Genomic DNA, 15868 nt, shown 5'->3' with positions numbered 1-15868 from the left:
GTTACCTCGAGGAAGCTATTTCGGAATCTGGTCCAATGTTCATTTCCCTGGGGGCTTCATAGAGATAGGCGTTATCTCCAATGAGGGATCGGGTCAGGATCGCATTCTCGACGGTGGCATCTGAACCGATGATTGAATGAGAGATGATGGCGTTTTTTATGACGCATCCCTCGGAGATGGAAACATTGGGTCCTATGATGGAGTTTGTGATTTCCACACTTTCATGGATATAGACAGGTGGAATCACAATCGATCCAGGAATTCGTACCTGAAGATTTACCTTTTTGAGAAGGTGCTCGTTGGTTTCAAGGAGAGCCTCCTTTTCACCGCAATCGTACCAATCAGAGATGGAGAAAGTTTTTACCTTTTCTCCTGTGTACATGAGACGTTTAATGGCATCGGTGAGCTGATATTCGTTTTTAGTGGTGATGTCATGATCAAAGAGATAGCGTATCGCCTCAAAGAGGGCATGGGCACTTTTAAAGTAGTAGACACCACCAATCACCGTGTTTGATGGGGGATTTTCAGGTTTTTCGATAAGGTTCGTGACATAGCCGTTTTCATCCTGCATCACTACCCCAAATCTTCTGGGATCGGTAACTTCCATAACGCCAATCATATTATCTTTGGTACCAACAATCGAAGACAGATGCGCATTAAAAATAATATCCCCCAACAGAATAACCACGTCTTCGTCCTGATCAAAGAGGTTTCTTGCTTGGTAGATAGCATGTCCCAGTCCCTTAAACTCAGTTTGGCGAACAAACTTCATGGAAAAATTGTAATGGCTTTTGATGAAGCTTTTGATCTGATCTCCGAGATGACCAATGATAAAGATAATATCTGAGAAGTTGAGAGTGAGACACTGAGAAAGGATGTAATCAATGATAGGTTTTCCGGCAACACGGATGAGGGATTTTGGGGTAACATGGGTATGTGGTCGTAAACGACTACCCACTCCCGCTACGGGGATAATAATTTTCATAGGTACTCCTTGGTCTAGCTGCTTATATTATAATGAGAGAGAAAGGATTTGTAAAGAATTGAGCTTAGATTTGAAAAAGGAATGAGACAGTGAAATTTTTGTAAAGAGAGAAGCTCTCTTTCAAAAGGACAATTGATAAAAATTTGCTGTGGGTAGAGGAAATGCTTTTCATTTTATCCAGAATCAAGATAAACCTTTTTCATTGAGAGTGAAAAAAATCCTTGAGAAAAAAGTTTTGGAGTTGTTTTTTATGGAACATTCTTAACGCGTCCTTTACCCTTATTAAAAAAGGCACGGCTTTTCGCCGTGCCTCAGAAAAAATCTTTTTATTTTTCTTTTCCTTCGATAACCCATTGGGTTTCAAGAGCTATCATCAACTCTTCGTTTGTTGGGACTACCAGGATTCTCGATAAAGAGTTGGGGAGACTGATGTCTGTGAGTGTTCCTCTGGTTTGTTTGTTTTTCTCTTTATCCAGGGCAAATCCCCAGTTTTCCATGTTTTCCATACAGAGTTCTCGGACAACGTAATCGTTTTCTCCGATACCTGCTGTGAAAATAATAGCATCCACCCGACCAAGTTCTACCATGTAGGCACCAATATAGCGACGAATTGAGTGGGTAAGGACTTTGAGTGTGAGTTGAGCTCTTGCGTTTCCCTGTTCGGCGGCGTTGATTTCTCGCATATCGTTGGAAATGCCCGAAAGTCCTAAAATCCCTGATTTTTTATTGAGAAGATCACTCATTTGTTTAGGAGTAAGGGATTCTTTTTCCATAATGTAGAGAAGAGTAGCAGGATCGAGTGATCCAGAACGTGTTCCCATCACTACCCCTTCAAGAGGCGTAAAGCCCATGGAGGTGTCGATAGATTTTCCACCACGGATGGCGGTGATGCTTGAGCCGTTACCGAGATGGCAGGTGATGAGATTTAACGACTCAAGGGGTTTACCCAAAAATTCGGCAGCTTTCATTGCTACATAGCGATGGGAGGTGCCATGGAAGCCATAACGGCGGATCTTGTACTTTTGGTAGTACTCATAAGGGAGAGCGTACATGTAGCTTTCTTCTGGCATGGTCTGATGAAAAGCAGTATCAAAGACGGCCACCTGTTTTTTGGAGGGGAGAACCTCTTCGCAGGCAAGAATTCCTTGAAGGTTTGGGGGATTATGAAGAGGGGCAAGTTCACAGTTCACCTCGATAGCCTTGAGCACCTCGTCGGTAATAAGGGCAGAATGATAGAATGATTCACCACCATGGACGACACGGTGACCAATGGCCTCAATTTCATCAAGAGACTCCAGTACTCCATACTCTTTGCTTGTGAGCTTATTCAGGACTTCTTTGAGGGCTTCAGTGTGATTTTTTGCCTGGATGGTGATTTTGGTTTTGGGAAGGTTTCCATGTGTAAAAGAATATTCTACTTCACCGAGCCCGATTCTCTCTACGAGACCCTTGGCGAGTACCAGGGAGTCCCGGGTCTCAATAAACTGGTACTTTAGTGACGAACTGCCACAGTTTACGACGAGAACTTTCATATGTAACTCCTTTTGGTAATAGCTACTTTAGCTTATTTTGGCACCACTTTCTATGTCTTTTTCAGGGGTGAGAAAAATCACTTTGGTCTTTCCCTCATCACTTGCGGCAAGAAGCATACCTTCAGAGACTTCGCCCATAAGTTTTGCTGGTTGCAGGTTATTAATGATGATGATCTTTTTGCCTTGCAGCTGTTCTGGGGTATAGTGTTGCTTGATACCGGCGAGGATCTGTTTTTCCTGATCGCCTACCCGGACTTTGAGTTTATAGAGTTTGTTAGACTTTGGCATGTCTATAACCTCAACAATCTCAGCTACCCGGAGATCAAACTTTTTAAAATCATCGATGGTTACCAATGTCTGTTCGTTCTGCTCGTCCATAATTTTCTCCTTGGCTTTTTTGGATTTTTGGATGAGTCTGTCTATTTGTTTCTGGATAAGAGCGTCATCATATTTTACAAAAAGAATTTCAGGTTCCCCAAGCTTACGTGCAGGTATCCGGTAATCTGCCAATGTTTCCCAGCGTTCCTGAAGGATGTCTCGTGATTCCCCGAGCATGTTCCAGAGTTTTTTGGCTGAATCTGGCATGATAGGGTACATTACCACTGATAAGAGGCGACAGAGGTGAACGCAGACCGAAAGAACCTGAGAAAGCCGCTTTGGGTTTTCTTTTCGTAATACCCAGGGTTTTTGTTCATCATAGTAACGGTTTCCAAGGCGGGCTATATCCATCATGGTTTTGGTGGCTTCTCTGACCTGAAAACGCGAGAGGAGATTGGCATAGGATATGGTTTTTTCTTTTACTTCTTGCCAGAAGATTTCGTCTTCTTTGTTCCAGGTAACAGCGGAAATTTCGTTTCCGGCATAGTTTTTCACAAAGGTAAGGGTGCGGTTGATAAAGTTCCCCAGGATGTTGGCGAGCTCTTCGTTGTTTCTTTCTTGAAAAGCCTTCCACGCGAAGTCTGCATCCTTGTTTTCCGGTGCATTGGCAGCAAGGTAGTACCGCAAAGGATCAGGGGGAAAATTTTCCAGATACTCATCCACCCACACAGCCCAGTTCATGGATGTTGAAAACTTATCTCCCTCAAGGGTGAGGTATTCGTTGGCAGGGATATCATATGGTAGGACATAGGGGGTGTTTTGCCCCATGATCATTGCAGGCCAGATAATGGCGTGAAACGGGATATTGTCTTTTCCGATGAAGTGAACCAACCTTGTGTCAGGAGAAAGCCAGTATTTTTTCCATTCTTCGGGTTTGCCGATACGTTCCGCCCATTCAATGGTGGAGGAGATGTACCCTATAGGGGCATCAAACCACACATACAGAACCTTGTCCTTAGCTTCTTCCAGGGGAACAGGCACACCCCAGTCAAGATCTCGTGTGATGGCTCGTTCACGGAGACCTTCTTTTTGGATCCATCCGAGGACAAAGTTTCGCACATTATCTTTCCAGTTGGTTTTGGAGGAGATCCACTTTTCCAGCCGTTCACTAAAGGCAGCGAGATCCAGATACCAGTGTTCGGTTTCTTTTTGGACCGGCGTAGTGTTGGAAAGAACACTTCGGGGATTGATAAGTTGATCAGGGTTGAGGAGTTTACCACATTTATCACACTGGTCACCTCGGGCTCTTTCATACCCACAGTGGGGGCAGGTGCCCTCGATGTAACGATCGGCGAGAAATCGCTTTTTTTCTTCGTCGTAGAACTGTTTCTCTGTATGTTTTTTGATGTAGCCGTTGTGGTAAAGATCAAGGAAGAACTGTTGTGAAAGGCGATAATGATGGGGCCGACTGGTACCGGAGAAGTTGTCAAAGTCTATACGCATACCGGCAAAACTTTCTTTTATATTTTTATGATAACGGGCTACAATATCTGCTGGTGAAACTCCTTCCTGTTCTGCACGGAGAGTGATAGGCACTCCATGTTCATCAGTTCCACACACGTAGACAACATCATCACCGTTGAGTTTTAGATAACGCACATAGATATCAGCAGGCAGGTAAGCCCCGGCGAGATGCCCAAGGTGAATGGGTCCATTGGCATAGGGTAGAGCTGAGGTAACCAGGTAACGCGCCATGGTTTTCTCCTTATTTTAAAGCTTCTCCCGAACAAAGATGGCAATATCGGTGAGAGAGATTTTACCTATGAGTTTGTCGTTCTCATCGAGAATTGGTAGAGCTCTTATTCCCTTGTCCAGCATGAGGTTCAAAGCATCACGAAGAGAAACCTCCTCATAAACAAAGAAAAACTTCTTTTTGTCAAGAACCTTACTTACAGGGAGATCCTTGCCACCTTCTCCCATAAAGGTTACTTTCATGATATCCCAGCTATCCAGGATACCAACAGGTTTTCCTTTCTGATCGATAACGATGAGGGAATGAACCTTTTCACGGAGCATTTTGTCCGCGGCTTTGGTAATCGGCATGTCTTCTGTTACCGTGAACGGCACTTTTTTTCCTATGGTGCCAACTTTTACTTCGTCGAGTTCGTTCATAGATTCCTCCTTTTCGACTTACATTTCTCGACCTTCGTGGGTCATCCTGGCAAATACCCAGATAAGGAAAATGGCTCCCGAAAACGTTGCTACATAGTTTACGGTTGTGATATTGTTGACCATCCAGACAAAGATGTCATTGAGGAAAAATCCTCCGAGAACGCTTCCAATGATGCCCACTACAGTTGCACCCCATAGCCCTCCCAGGAAACGTCGCTTCATGATACGCACAAACCAGAATGCCACTAAAAAACCTATAAAAATCTGGATACCTATGGCAAGCATCTTGATCCAGTTCATGGTTGCCTCCTTGAGAAAGATTTATATGCGATGATAGTCGGATAGGTTTCCCTGGCTTTCTCTTCCAATGTATAGCCAAGATCAAGAAGAAATCTTTTGACTTCTTCGGCGGTTGTTTTCCCTTCTGCGGAATGTGTTTCAATCAGAAGAGAGGGGGAAAGTTTGGAGAGGAGGTTTTTTGCTCCCTGAAGGGCGGCTACTTCGCTTCCTTCAATATCCATCTTAATGAAGTCAAGTTTTTTCCACCCGAAACGTTCCATTTCTTCATCCAGAGTAACCACAGGAATAGAGACCGCCTGATAGTGTGATGGTTTTTCATCAATGTAGTTAGTTTTTACAAACGAAGAGGTGTAGGTGCCTCCCTCGTAAAAAGTGAGGGTGCCGCTTTGATTCCACACTCCATAGGGAACGACCGTGATATTGGTGATTTCATTAATTGCGATATGCTCTTTGAGAAGCTGTTGATTTTTTCGATCTGGTTCATAAACCCATATGTGACCGTCGGGGCCCACTTTTTTTGCCATGTAGATGGCTACCATGCCTATGTTTCCACCCAGATCAAGAACGTTTTGCCCTGGGGAAAGACTAGAAATTTCACGATCACTTAAAGGTGCGGGATCAAAATCTTTACGAGACAAGAGTCTTATACCGTCGCTGGTTACAATTTCCCAGAGTTTTTCCTTTTTGTTATAATGGTAGGAGGAAATGAAAGCACGATGCAGTGTTTTGTACACCACTCCCACAAGAAAACGTTTCAATCCACTCTCTGGTAAAGCATGATAACCGCGCCGGAGGATATGGTACCAATCCATATCAAGCGTCCTCATTGACGGATTTTAATGACCAGGATCCCGATGCAGCATCTATCAATGCCTGATATCCATAAGCAAGAAAGATCGCGTATACCCAGAAGTTTTGAATGTGCATCACTACCTGAAAGCTCTGAGTCCAGGCATCAACTTCGGGATTGACAAACTTGATCAAAGAAACTGCAAGGAGAGTCATGGCCCACAAAAGATAGGTCGCCCATATCTTTTCACGGAAGAGCATTACCACAAATCCACCAATACCGATGAGAACGTTGATAATTCCATATTGATCCACGATGAATTTTCCCACCCAGGCAAGCTGTCCCCAAAAATAGTTGATACCACCACTTGCCGCTCTTCCCCCGTACTGTTTTCGGAGCATCTGGTTAAAGAGAACCTCAAGACTTCTTGTATCTCCCCAACTCAGGGGTTTCGGATCAGGGAGATCGGCAAGGGCATTGGCACGAACCATCATGTAGAGGTAGATAGTCATGGCAAAAATAAACAGAAGAGACCCAAATCCCATAATTTCAAAGACACGATCGACCCAGTTTGATTTGAGATGAAGAAGTTTTACCACAAGAGTATATACCATGAGATAGGTGGGAACAAGGAAGATAGAGAAAAGAATCCAGCCAACATCCTGAGGATAGATCAATCGTGCCAGATAAGCTTTATTGAGAAAAATAGCTACACTGAGAATAGCAAGTCCTCCCATGGTGAGGACATGGGGAAGTCGTATCATAAAATCTTTGCGATATTCCTCCTTGAGGTGTGACAAAAGTAAGGCAAAGAAGGAATATCCTGCCAGCATTCCAAAAAGGAGAACTAAGAGCCCGAGTCGACCGCTAAACTGCATAACAAAGAGAGCAAGAAAAGGTGCCGCAATCACTATCCACCATATATCAAAGGTTTCAGAGGCAGAGAAGTGCTCTGTGTCCTTGACCTTGTTTGCAAAAAGAGCGAAGAAAGTCAAAGGAAACATGACAACGAAAAATGCTACAATGTACCAGAGGGGGAGCTGGTGATCTGTGAGGGAGAGTCCCATCACATACGCGAGAAGAAGGGATTTACGATACGCAAAATCCATCTCCTGACGATTGTGATTGGCGATGAGTTCTTCATACCACCAAACCATCACAAAGATCATCATCGAGACAAGAAACACATTGAGAGAGTATACTTCACCCCCTACTGCCTGTTGCCAGTGATCAGAAGCAAAAGCAAAGGCAAGTGAAGCCGCCAGAGCAGGGATATGGACACTGAGAATGGCTTTGGGTTTTTGAGAGGCAATATCTTCTCTTGTTCGGTTTAACCCGAGAAGTTTTAACAGGGTAAGAAAGAGGAAAAGCACTGCTCCGGCTGCGGTTGTTGCTGTGTAGATATTTACACGATAGCCAATGTCACCGACTGCCAGGTAAGTAAAAAGCTTTCCGAGGATACCATACAGAGGGAAACCTGGTGCATGACTGGCTCCCATGTTGTAGAGGGTGGTTGTGAGTTCTCCGCTATCTCCGGCACCAATAGATGGTGTTAAGGTTTTTATATAACCGGTGAAAGCCGTGAGAAACACGAGGAGCGCCAGGACATAATCAAACCAACGAAACCTGTAAGGTCTGTAACCATCGGGGTAGAGTCTTGCAAAAAGGTCTTTTTTTGTTGAGAGAGAGGTTGTTTTCCTGGTCTCCATCGTTTCCCTCCTGGGTTAATCTTCGAAATCGGCCATTTCAATTGCTTCTATGGTGTATACCTTCTTTTCTCCGCCAAACTCAAACTCTACCACATCTCCTTTTTGTTTATCAAGGAGGGCAGCACCAAGAGGAGAGAGATAGGAGATAATCTGCTTTTCAAAATCCACATCCCACTGTCCGAGAATCTGGTAGGTTACCTTTTCTCCTGTATTGGTTTTGAGGGTAACCTTGGTACCTACATCGACGATAGAGGTGTCTACCCGAGACTTTTCTATCACTTTGGCTTTGGCAAGTTCCGCTTCAAGCCGTGCGACAGCGGCCTTGAGCTGATCCTGTTTTTCGAGGGCGGCTTTATACTCAGCATTTTCCCGGAGGTCTCCTTTTTCCATGGCATCTCCAATAGCGCGGCTATTTTCCGGAATTTCTACCGTTACAAGACGGTTAAGCTCAGCGCGTTTTGCTTCAAGACTCTTGCGAGTAACAAGAAGAGGAGGACGAATTTTAGACACCTGTTTGGTTTTTTCCTGAATTTCTTTATTCTTAAGATCAGGATACTTCTGGAGGAGTTCCTCTCTATACTTTGTTTTCTGGGCATCGGGGAAGTAACCGGAGTTTTCAAGCTGAGTATACAGAGAAAGGGCTATCGAAGGTTCCATATGATCCATAACGGTATCGAGCAGTTTTTTGTCAAAAAGGATGCTCTCAATTGTTGAGAGGAGCCGTTTGTTCTGAGCGACGTTAACCTTGTCATCGATTTCCTGTCCAAGATGGTCGTAGATGTCGAGAAGTCGGAACATCACATCATTTTCCTTGATACCAAATCGTTTCAAGAGTTCTTTTTCTTCCATGAGCCGTTGACTAAACCACAGGAAAAGCTCTGGTTTTTCGATATAGTTTGAAAAGGCTATTTCCATGATTTCCTGAATGGCACTGAAGTTTTCGCTGGCAATCAGCTCTTCAAGCATGAGGTTATCAAGACGGTTCATGGGTGTCTTGGTAATGAGATCCACATACTTTGAAGGCCATTCTTTGATCTTGTTTCGTACCAATGCAAGAAGCTCTTTCTTGAGTTCGATATCGAGGTTGGTGTAGAATTCGGGGAGATTTTTGATGTTGTAGAGGAGACTGTTGTCAAGATCGTCATAAGAGATGTTTGAACCGTGTACGAAACGCAACACCAAAAAGGCTGTGAGTTTTCGCTCTGGAGCTTCAGTATTTGATTTGAGAATGTCTTCAAAGTAAGCACTCATGGCGGTGGCTGCTCCATCTGAGAGATTTCCTCCCCGGAGTTTGTAATCCATAATGTATTTGATTTTATTTTCCATGGTGCCGGATTTTTTGAACTTGCTTATCAGTTCGTCAAGGACAGAGACTTCAGATGTACGAAGTTCAAAAAAGTTTTTCTTGGTGAGACTGGGTACAATCGTATTGCTGCTCTCGATACGTTTTCGTGTGACCAGCCACCACTTGCTCCAGTTTGACTCTGAAAGAATGTCAGGAACAAGCCATTCTTTGATCTGGGTTGCGGAAGCGGTACCACCCATGCTTTTTAAAATGATTTCTACCACCTGCGTTGGATCCTCTTGGAGAAGTTTTGTGAGTTCTTCCGGACGTTTCTTTTTCCAGAGAAGAATGTGGTTGTCGTCGAGAACGGTAAGGGCTCGAAGGGCAATATCAAGAGACATTTTATGGCCTGGTTTGGTTTCAAAATCAATGATTACGTTTTCATCTTCGATGGATTTGACCTGTCCAAATCCCCAGTTTTTGTGTTGAACATATTTTCCTACATCAAAAGCAATATGGCTTTCAAAGATGCGGATGGCATCACGATAGGGCTTCCATGTCTGCCCAATGTTGGAGAGTTTGAGGTACTTCTCTAGCTGGGAATGATCCTGATAGAGAGCACGATAACAGTCCTCGAGTGCTTTGCGGAGTGTTTTATCCTCGGGTTTCCATTCGATGATAATCTTCAGAATGTTGAGCGCTTCCTGATATTTGCCCGCTTTCATTAAGGTGTGAACATAGTCATGATAGACCGTTTCAGCCACCCTGGCATCTCCTTGAAGTTCTCGCATTTTTCTTGCAAGAAGCAGGATAAGGTTGGTATCGTCGTGGAAAAGTTTTACCATTTTAGACCACAATTCTTCGAGGGAGCGTATGGTTTTGAGCTTGATGTAACGTTCAAAAGCGAGCCGATAGTAAAAGGCTGCCTGATCCTTGTCGCCCTGAGCCTCATAGTACTCCCCAAGATATTTTGCGGTGGAGGCGTTTTTGGCGTCGACAAGTACGAGACGACGGCGGATGTTGAGAAGCTCTTCCTGGTTGTTCTGGTTTTCATAGATGGTTTCGAGTGCTCTCAGAGCCTCCTGATCCTCCCGATAGGTAAGGAGCTTTTCGCTCAGGTACTCAGCTATTTTGTATTTTTTGTTTTCGAGGAAACGTCGAATGAGATCGGGTATCAGGTTGTTGCCAATCGAGTTTTCTTCAAAGGGCAACATGCCAAGGATGTAGGTTGCGATAACACTCTCTTGCTTGCTGGCGAGAGCCTCGTTGCAGAGCTCTTTGAGTTCGTTCTGGAAGCCTTCTTCCACAGCAATATGGATGATGTTATCCAGTTCAACAAACATTTTAACAGAGTACTCGTTTATAGCGGTCTGCGTCCACTGTTCTTGTTTAATTCTTTCTCTCAGGTTTCTGAGAATATCCTCTCTCTTCTGGGTTTCTGTCATGGGATTTCCTCCTCATTATTCTCTTATAAAAACACCATTTGTCGGTATTCCAGCCATCGCTGGCGTATCTCTTTCCAGGTGTGTTTGGCTATACCTTCAACACCAAAATCTTCAACGCAGAAAGAGGCAACCGCGGCAGCGTAGGAAGCGGCTTTTTTTACCACGGATGGTGTAAGTTTTTGTATGTGATGGCTGTCTAGATAGCTACAGAAAGCTCCAGCGAAACTGTCTCCTGCCCCTGTTGGATCAACGACGTGCGTTGTTGGGTAAGCAGGCAGAACCACCCGAAAATTTTTCCCGCGGATGATGACACCCAGGGAACCTCTTTTCATAATCAAGAGTTCAAAATGTGGTCGATAGATTGTTTCCATGGCTTCCAGGGGGTTTTCCTTGCCTGAAAGAAGCATGGCTTCTCCTTCGTTGAGGAAAAGGCCATTGACGTAGTTGAGAACATCATCGAGTTCCCTGGCTTTATGGGTGATCCAGAAATTCATAGTGTCCAGAAAACGCCACCGCATTTTGGGAAATTCAACGACAACCTGTTTTTGGATGAGGGGATCTATGTTGGCGAGAAAGAGAAAACCATGTTTTGGATATTTGGGTGGTATATACGGTTGAAAGTCGGCAAAAACCCCGAGTTCGGTGGTTTTTGTTTTGGCTTCGTTGAGGTCTTTTTCGTAAGATCCGGACCAAAAAAAGGTTTTCCCCGGACGAATCAGAACACCCTGGTGGGAGCGCGTTTTTTGACGTAAAAAATCCCAGCTTTCTTCTCGAAAGTCCTGTCCAACCACTCCAACAATGTAGGGTTTGGAGAGAAAGCTTGCTGCATTGGAAAAATGGGTTACCGATCCACCAAGGATGCGTTCTTTTTTCCCAGCGGGAGTTTCTATACTATCGTATGCCAGTGAACCAACAACAACTATTGCCACTTTGCTACCTCGTTATATATTTTTCTATCTGGTTTAGGGCAGGTTCCAGCTTTTCCAGAAGATGTTTTCGTACACTTTCAAGAAAAATACCCTTGTCTATAATATCCAGAATCTTTCGCGCGACTGCCTGGGTATTATTTTTTGCCTGGGTTTGACACAGGTGATAGTCCAGGAGCCACAAGTAGGCGTTAATCAGTCGCGGAACCAGGACATCTATAGCCTTTTTGTCGTATTTAATCGTCTGCTCCAGAACGGTAATTCTCTGACGTAACCCCTGGAGAAATCTCATGGACATTTCACGTTTGTTTTTTAGCGTTCCATGGGCAAAAGCGTACACTGGAATCCACTCGGCCAGCAGCTCTTTTTTGACGCCGTGAGTTTTGATGAGTTGCGCAAGCTTTTGAATGGGTGGGTAGGTTATCTTCTCCAACTCTATCATGGCCGGATTGATGTAAAAAGCGTCGTTATACATTACCGAGGCCAATTCCTCCTCTCCAGCATCCGCATAAGCGTTTCCCAGGAGAATGTAGATCATGACATCCTCATCGTTTCTGTCCAGACTCAGGGCATATTCAAGGGTTTCAATAGCCCTGTCTGTCATGCCCAGGGTGGAAAAAACCTCTCCCAGTGTAAGGAGGATATCCTTCCGGGGAAAGGGGGAGAGCCTGTATACCTCGATAAGTATCTCCATGAGACGCGAGAACACAAAATACTTTATGGATTGGTATACTTTGAGGTTGGTGTGGCCGTTTTCCTTTCGGAAGGATTCGTACTTCCACCACTCTTGAAAAAGCTCTTCACCTCCTTCTGTATCATCCTGGAGAAAAAAATACTCCTCTCTATGTTTCCAAAAATGGACTGTGGCCAGGATTTCTTCTAGCTCTTTATCTTGAGGATATGCAGTCATAATTTCGAGAGCTTGTTGCTGGACATCATCAAGCTTCCCTTCGCTGAGGAGCTGATACAACCTCTGTTTTGTCTCTATTAACTCCACTGCTATCCCCATTTATATAACTTCTATATATTGTAATATTATAGAGAGAAAAAGGAAAAAAATCAACTAACCGAATTGCTTCATAATAAAAGTACTCGAAAAGGGAACGTTGCTTCAAAATAAAAAAGTACTTTAAATTTGTGTAAAATAATCCAGTTCATGGCTCGACAGGCTCGCCAACCGTGGCTCGACAAGCTCGCCAACCGGAATTGGGGTGGCGATGTTTGAAAGGAGACCTATTTACAGGGAAACGGCAAAACAATATCAAAAAGCCAGCAAAAAGGAAAAAATGGAGATACTGGATTACTTTGTGAGGATAACAGGTTTAAAAAACCGAAACTATGCCGCCAGGCTCTTGAGGCAGCACGGAAAAACCATCTATGTAGGCAAGAAAAATTACCTTAAAGCCGACATAGCCAAGAAGGGCAAAAGACCTGGCAGAAAGAAAAAATTCGGCGAAGAGGAACTAAAACTTCTAAAAAAGGTCTGGGAAATTGAAAACTACATGTGTGGCAAACGTTTAAAGCCGATTCTCAATGAAGTTTTAGATAATCTCTTAGCAAACGGACATCTCCACGGTTCTCCACAGGCTATAGAAAACTTGCGCCATATAAGTGCTTCAAGTATTGACCGACTTTTGAAACATGAGCGTAAAAAGCTTGAGATAAAAGGACGAAAAGGCACAAAACCTGGAACGTTGTTAAAGCAACAAATAGCTATACGCACGTGGGCAGAGTGGGATGAAAATTGCCCTGGTTTTATGGAGATTGATCTGGTTGCCCATGAGGGAGGAAATAGCCGGGGAGATTTTGCTCAAACATTAAATATGGTGGATGTTTGGAGCGGTTGGACAGAACTTGTGGCAATCAAAAACAAGGCTTCAAAATGGGTAAGAGAAGCCATAGAAAAAGTCCAAAGAAGACTTCCTTTTGATTTACGGGGAATTGATTCTGATACCGGTGCTGAATTTATTAATCATCCTCTACGCGATTGGTGTGAGAAGCACCAGATAAAATTTACAAGGGGGAGAAGCTCCCGTTCCAATGATAACTGCTACGTTGAGCAGAAAAACTATTCCATAGTCCGCCAGAATGTTGGATACTTCCGCTACGATACCGAGGAAGAAGTCTACTACTTGAACCGACTCTATGCGTATCTCAGGCTTTATGCCAACTTTTTTCAACCGGTTATGAAAATGACAGAGAAAAAGAGAATCGGAAGCAAGGTGCAAAAGAAGCATGATGATATTAAAACTCCCTACCAACGGCTTTTAGAAAGCTCTTATGTAAGTGAGGCACAAAAGGAACGCCTAACAAGGCTTTATAAGGCTCTCGATTTGTTTCACAAAATTAACAAGGCTTGGCTCAAGAGAGAAACTTTTTCAGCCTTCAAAAAAGAATGTAAAAAACAAAAATTTGGAGGAAACTGTATGGAATTTTTGAGTACTTTTTTTTATGAGGCAATGATTCGAATTTCGAGTACTTTTTTATTTGACGCAACGGGCTAACAGGATTGTCTCTCACCCTCTTCCTTAATATATTTTCTGATGGATTTCAAGGTTTTGCTCCTCTCTTTGAGAGGGTGAAATGAAGCAATGCTCCTTTTTCTCCGGGGGATCTGGTGGTTATCGAGTTATAAGAAGAAGGGTTTTGTAAAGCATATTGTTTATAAAAAAGACGAAATATTGATCAAAAAACAAAAAAACCTTATAATAAAAGGAAAATGAGAAATAATTTTTGAAAATAATGAGTGAAAAGAAAAACCGTGGGTTGCCTGAGAAATGGTAACCAGCGAAAAGACATGATTTCAGGTAAATTTTATGGGAGGCAAAAACATGAAAAAACAAATTCTTGAAGAATTTAATTCAGAGAGATACGATGATGATCATTCTATGGATATTCATTCCAGTAATAATTATTTGAGGTATCACCTTATTTATAAACATATAAAAGAGTATGTGGAAAAAAACAAGAGAGATGTAGAAGTAAAACTCCTTGATGTGGGGTGTGGGCCAGGACATCTTGCGACGTTTCTTTCTCCTCTAAAAAACCTTACGCTGTATGGGTGTGATATTTCAGAAAAAAGTTTAGCCCTTGCAAAGGAGAAAGGGATGAATACGGTGAAATGTAACCTGTGGGAGACATTGCCTTTTCCTGATGGTTTTTTTGATATAGTGGTTGCTACTGAGGTGATTGAACATATCTATGATACCGAACATTTTATAAGGGAAATAAAAAGGATTTTGAAAGAGGATGGGCTTCTCGTTATCACTACTCCCAATGTGGCTTCTCTCGGAAGAAGGATTATGCTGCTTTTGGGGATAAATCCTGTTCTTGAGTATAAACTCTCTGGAGGAGCGGGACATATTCGATACTTTACTTTTAAAGATTTGAGAAGTTTTTTGATTGAAAATGGGTTTCGAATCGTTAAGATGGAAACCGATGCGATCAATATTTCTTTTAATGGGAAAATATATTCAAGGTTTTTAGGGAGAGTATTTCCAACATTGGGAAGATGTGTTTGTTGTGTTGCCAATAAATTGCGAGATTGATGTTTTAGGGGGGCACCTTTTTCCCTTTCAAAGGGATCTGTGTCTGGAAAGAAGAAAATAAAAGAAGAGCTGTATTTTTGGGTTTTCCCTGTAATAGAGAGATGAGGTGTTTTTTGTTTTTCTTTTGGGCAATTTGGCCAAACCATATTTTGGCAATGTGGGAGTTTTTTGAATTCTCAAAGAGCATGTGGTGGGGGAGAGTGCGATATTGACATTTTTTCTTTTTTTCGCTACAATAACAAAAGAAAAAAAGGAGGTTTTGTTATGAGCACTATGTATATTGTTACGCTCGTTATCCTGGTGATTATTCTTGGGGCTTTTATCTACTACGATACGAGAAACGGTTTTCATCGAGCTTTTTACAGGCTTTTGCGTTTGGTGTTGCCTCTGGTGTTGGCAGGTATTATTGTTTTTCTGGTTTCTCTTATATCCAGGGATAGTATGATCCGTCATATTCTTGGGCTGGTGCTTTCGGTGATTTTCTTCCTGGTATTGAGTGCTTCTCTCCGTCTGCCAGAAAAGAAAACACAACTAGATCTTTTGAATGTATTTTTGGGAGCCTTGATTGGTGTTGTCAGGGCATGGCTTGTGATAGGGTTTGCTTTGCTGTATCTCAAGTATTTCAAGATATTTGATATTTCTACTATACTGGGGGCTTCTTTTTATGCGGCGCTGGTCAAACCCATAGAGTGGTTGTTGTTTTTTAGTTTTTTGAGATAAAAAGATTGTGGGGTATTGCGAGACGAAAGAATTTTTGGGTCCGATATCCAAAAATTTGGGTTCCCGATCTCTGTATGGATTTGCTTCTCCTCTGTGGGAAACATGAAGTACAGGTACGGATCCCCCCTTGTTACAAGG

At 43.0% G+C, this 15868-nt stretch carries 13 protein-coding genes; 3 read left to right on the top strand and 10 right to left on the bottom strand.

Annotated features, from left to right (window positions below):
- Window position 1: 1 nt before the first annotated feature.
- The 10 genes from KDW03_RS03710 to KDW03_RS03665 form a co-directional block, all read right to left on the bottom strand.
- Window positions 2-985, bottom strand: coding sequence for a sugar phosphate nucleotidyltransferase (locus tag KDW03_RS03710; RefSeq protein WP_271436055.1), 984 nt, complete (start codon window positions 983-985; stop codon window positions 2-4).
- 326 nt (window positions 986-1311) lie between these two features.
- Window positions 1312-2517, bottom strand: a complete 1206-nt coding sequence (locus KDW03_RS03705) for an acetate/propionate family kinase (RefSeq protein ID WP_271436054.1) — start codon at window positions 2515-2517, stop codon at window positions 1312-1314.
- A 27-nt stretch (window positions 2518-2544) separates the two neighbouring features.
- Window positions 2545-4590: a methionine--tRNA ligase gene (metG, locus tag KDW03_RS03700; RefSeq protein ID WP_271436053.1), complete on the bottom strand. Its 2046-nt coding sequence runs from the start codon at window positions 4588-4590 to the stop codon at window positions 2545-2547.
- 15 nt (window positions 4591-4605) lie between these two features.
- Window positions 4606-5007 carry a CBS domain-containing protein gene (locus KDW03_RS03695; RefSeq protein WP_271436052.1) on the bottom strand — a complete coding sequence of 134 codons (402 nt, stop codon included), beginning with the start codon at window positions 5005-5007 and terminating at the stop codon, window positions 4606-4608.
- Window positions 5008-5025: 18 nt separating this feature from the next.
- Window positions 5026-5307 (bottom strand): GlsB/YeaQ/YmgE family stress response membrane protein, encoded by a 282-nt coding sequence (locus tag KDW03_RS03690; RefSeq protein ID WP_271436051.1) that lies wholly within the window; start codon window positions 5305-5307, stop codon window positions 5026-5028.
- Window positions 5304-6119, bottom strand: a complete 816-nt coding sequence (locus tag KDW03_RS03685) for an FkbM family methyltransferase (RefSeq protein ID WP_271436050.1) — start codon at window positions 6117-6119, stop codon at window positions 5304-5306. Before KDW03_RS03685 ends, KDW03_RS03690 begins: the two co-directional genes overlap by 4 nt.
- Window position 6120: 1 nt before the next feature.
- On the bottom strand, window positions 6121-7806 hold the full coding sequence (locus KDW03_RS03680) for a protein O-mannosyl-transferase family (RefSeq protein ID WP_271436049.1): 1686 nt from the start codon (window positions 7804-7806) through the stop codon (window positions 6121-6123).
- 15 nt (window positions 7807-7821) lie between these two features.
- Entirely contained in the window at window positions 7822-10536 is a 2715-nt protein-coding gene (gene greA / locus KDW03_RS03675) for a transcription elongation factor GreA (protein WP_271436048.1), read from the bottom strand.
- 23 nt (window positions 10537-10559) lie between these two features.
- Window positions 10560-11465 (bottom strand): PfkB family carbohydrate kinase, encoded by a 906-nt coding sequence (locus tag KDW03_RS03670; protein WP_271436047.1) that lies wholly within the window; start codon window positions 11463-11465, stop codon window positions 10560-10562.
- Window positions 11466-11469: 4 nt separating this feature from the next.
- Complete coding sequence (locus KDW03_RS03665) at window positions 11470-12471, bottom strand: tetratricopeptide repeat protein (protein WP_271436046.1); 1002 nt, start codon at window positions 12469-12471, stop codon at window positions 11470-11472.
- A 208-nt stretch (window positions 12472-12679) separates the two neighbouring features.
- Here KDW03_RS03665 and KDW03_RS03660 point away from each other — a divergent pair, with 208 nt between their 5' ends.
- From KDW03_RS03660 to KDW03_RS03650, 3 genes are all read left to right on the top strand, one after another.
- Window positions 12680-13966, top strand: a complete 1287-nt coding sequence (locus KDW03_RS03660) for an integrase catalytic domain-containing protein (protein WP_271436045.1) — start codon at window positions 12680-12682, stop codon at window positions 13964-13966.
- A 327-nt stretch (window positions 13967-14293) separates the two neighbouring features.
- A complete protein-coding gene (locus KDW03_RS03655) occupies window positions 14294-15010 on the top strand; it encodes a class I SAM-dependent methyltransferase (RefSeq protein WP_271436044.1) in 717 nt (238 codons plus the stop codon).
- Window positions 15011-15274: 264 nt separating this feature from the next.
- Window positions 15275-15730, top strand: coding sequence for a hypothetical protein (locus KDW03_RS03650; protein ID WP_271436043.1), 456 nt, complete (start codon window positions 15275-15277; stop codon window positions 15728-15730).
- Window positions 15731-15868: the final 138 nt, after the last annotated feature.

Origin of the sequence: Thermospira aquatica (genome assembly GCF_023525255.1) — a bacterium.
Lineage (GTDB): Bacteria > Spirochaetota > Brevinematia > Brevinematales > Thermospiraceae > Thermospira > Thermospira aquatica.
The sequence above is the reverse complement of the archived record's forward strand: the minus strand, read 5'-3'. Positions and strand labels throughout refer to the sequence as shown.

What these genes read in the sequence shown, in the direction of transcription:
- KDW03_RS03685 (WP_271436050.1), bottom strand. Translation starts at nt 6,119, where the DNA reads ATGGATTGGTACCATATCCTCCGGCGCGGTTATCATGCTTTACCAGAG.
- KDW03_RS03680 (WP_271436049.1), bottom strand. Translation starts at nt 7,806, where the DNA reads ATGGAGACCAGGAAAACAACCTCTCTCTCAACAAAAAAAGACCTTTTT.
- KDW03_RS03665 (WP_271436046.1), bottom strand. Translation starts at nt 12,471, where the DNA reads ATGGGGATAGCAGTGGAGTTAATAGAGACAAAACAGAGGTTGTATCAG.
- KDW03_RS03695 (WP_271436052.1), bottom strand. Translation starts at nt 5,007, where the DNA reads ATGAACGAACTCGACGAAGTAAAAGTTGGCACCATAGGAAAAAAAGTG.
- KDW03_RS03710 (WP_271436055.1), bottom strand. Translation starts at nt 985, where the DNA reads ATGAAAATTATTATCCCCGTAGCGGGAGTGGGTAGTCGTTTACGACCA.
- KDW03_RS03705 (WP_271436054.1), bottom strand. Translation starts at nt 2,517, where the DNA reads ATGAAAGTTCTCGTCGTAAACTGTGGCAGTTCGTCACTAAAGTACCAG.
- KDW03_RS03690 (WP_271436051.1), bottom strand. Translation starts at nt 5,307, where the DNA reads ATGAACTGGATCAAGATGCTTGCCATAGGTATCCAGATTTTTATAGGT.
- KDW03_RS03660 (WP_271436045.1), top strand. Translation starts at nt 12,680, where the DNA reads ATGTTTGAAAGGAGACCTATTTACAGGGAAACGGCAAAACAATATCAA.
- metG (WP_271436053.1), bottom strand. Translation starts at nt 4,590, where the DNA reads ATGGCGCGTTACCTGGTTACCTCAGCTCTACCCTATGCCAATGGACCC.
- KDW03_RS03655 (WP_271436044.1), top strand. Translation starts at nt 14,294, where the DNA reads ATGAAAAAACAAATTCTTGAAGAATTTAATTCAGAGAGATACGATGAT.
- KDW03_RS03650 (WP_271436043.1), top strand. Translation starts at nt 15,275, where the DNA reads ATGAGCACTATGTATATTGTTACGCTCGTTATCCTGGTGATTATTCTT.
- greA (WP_271436048.1), bottom strand. Translation starts at nt 10,536, where the DNA reads ATGACAGAAACCCAGAAGAGAGAGGATATTCTCAGAAACCTGAGAGAA.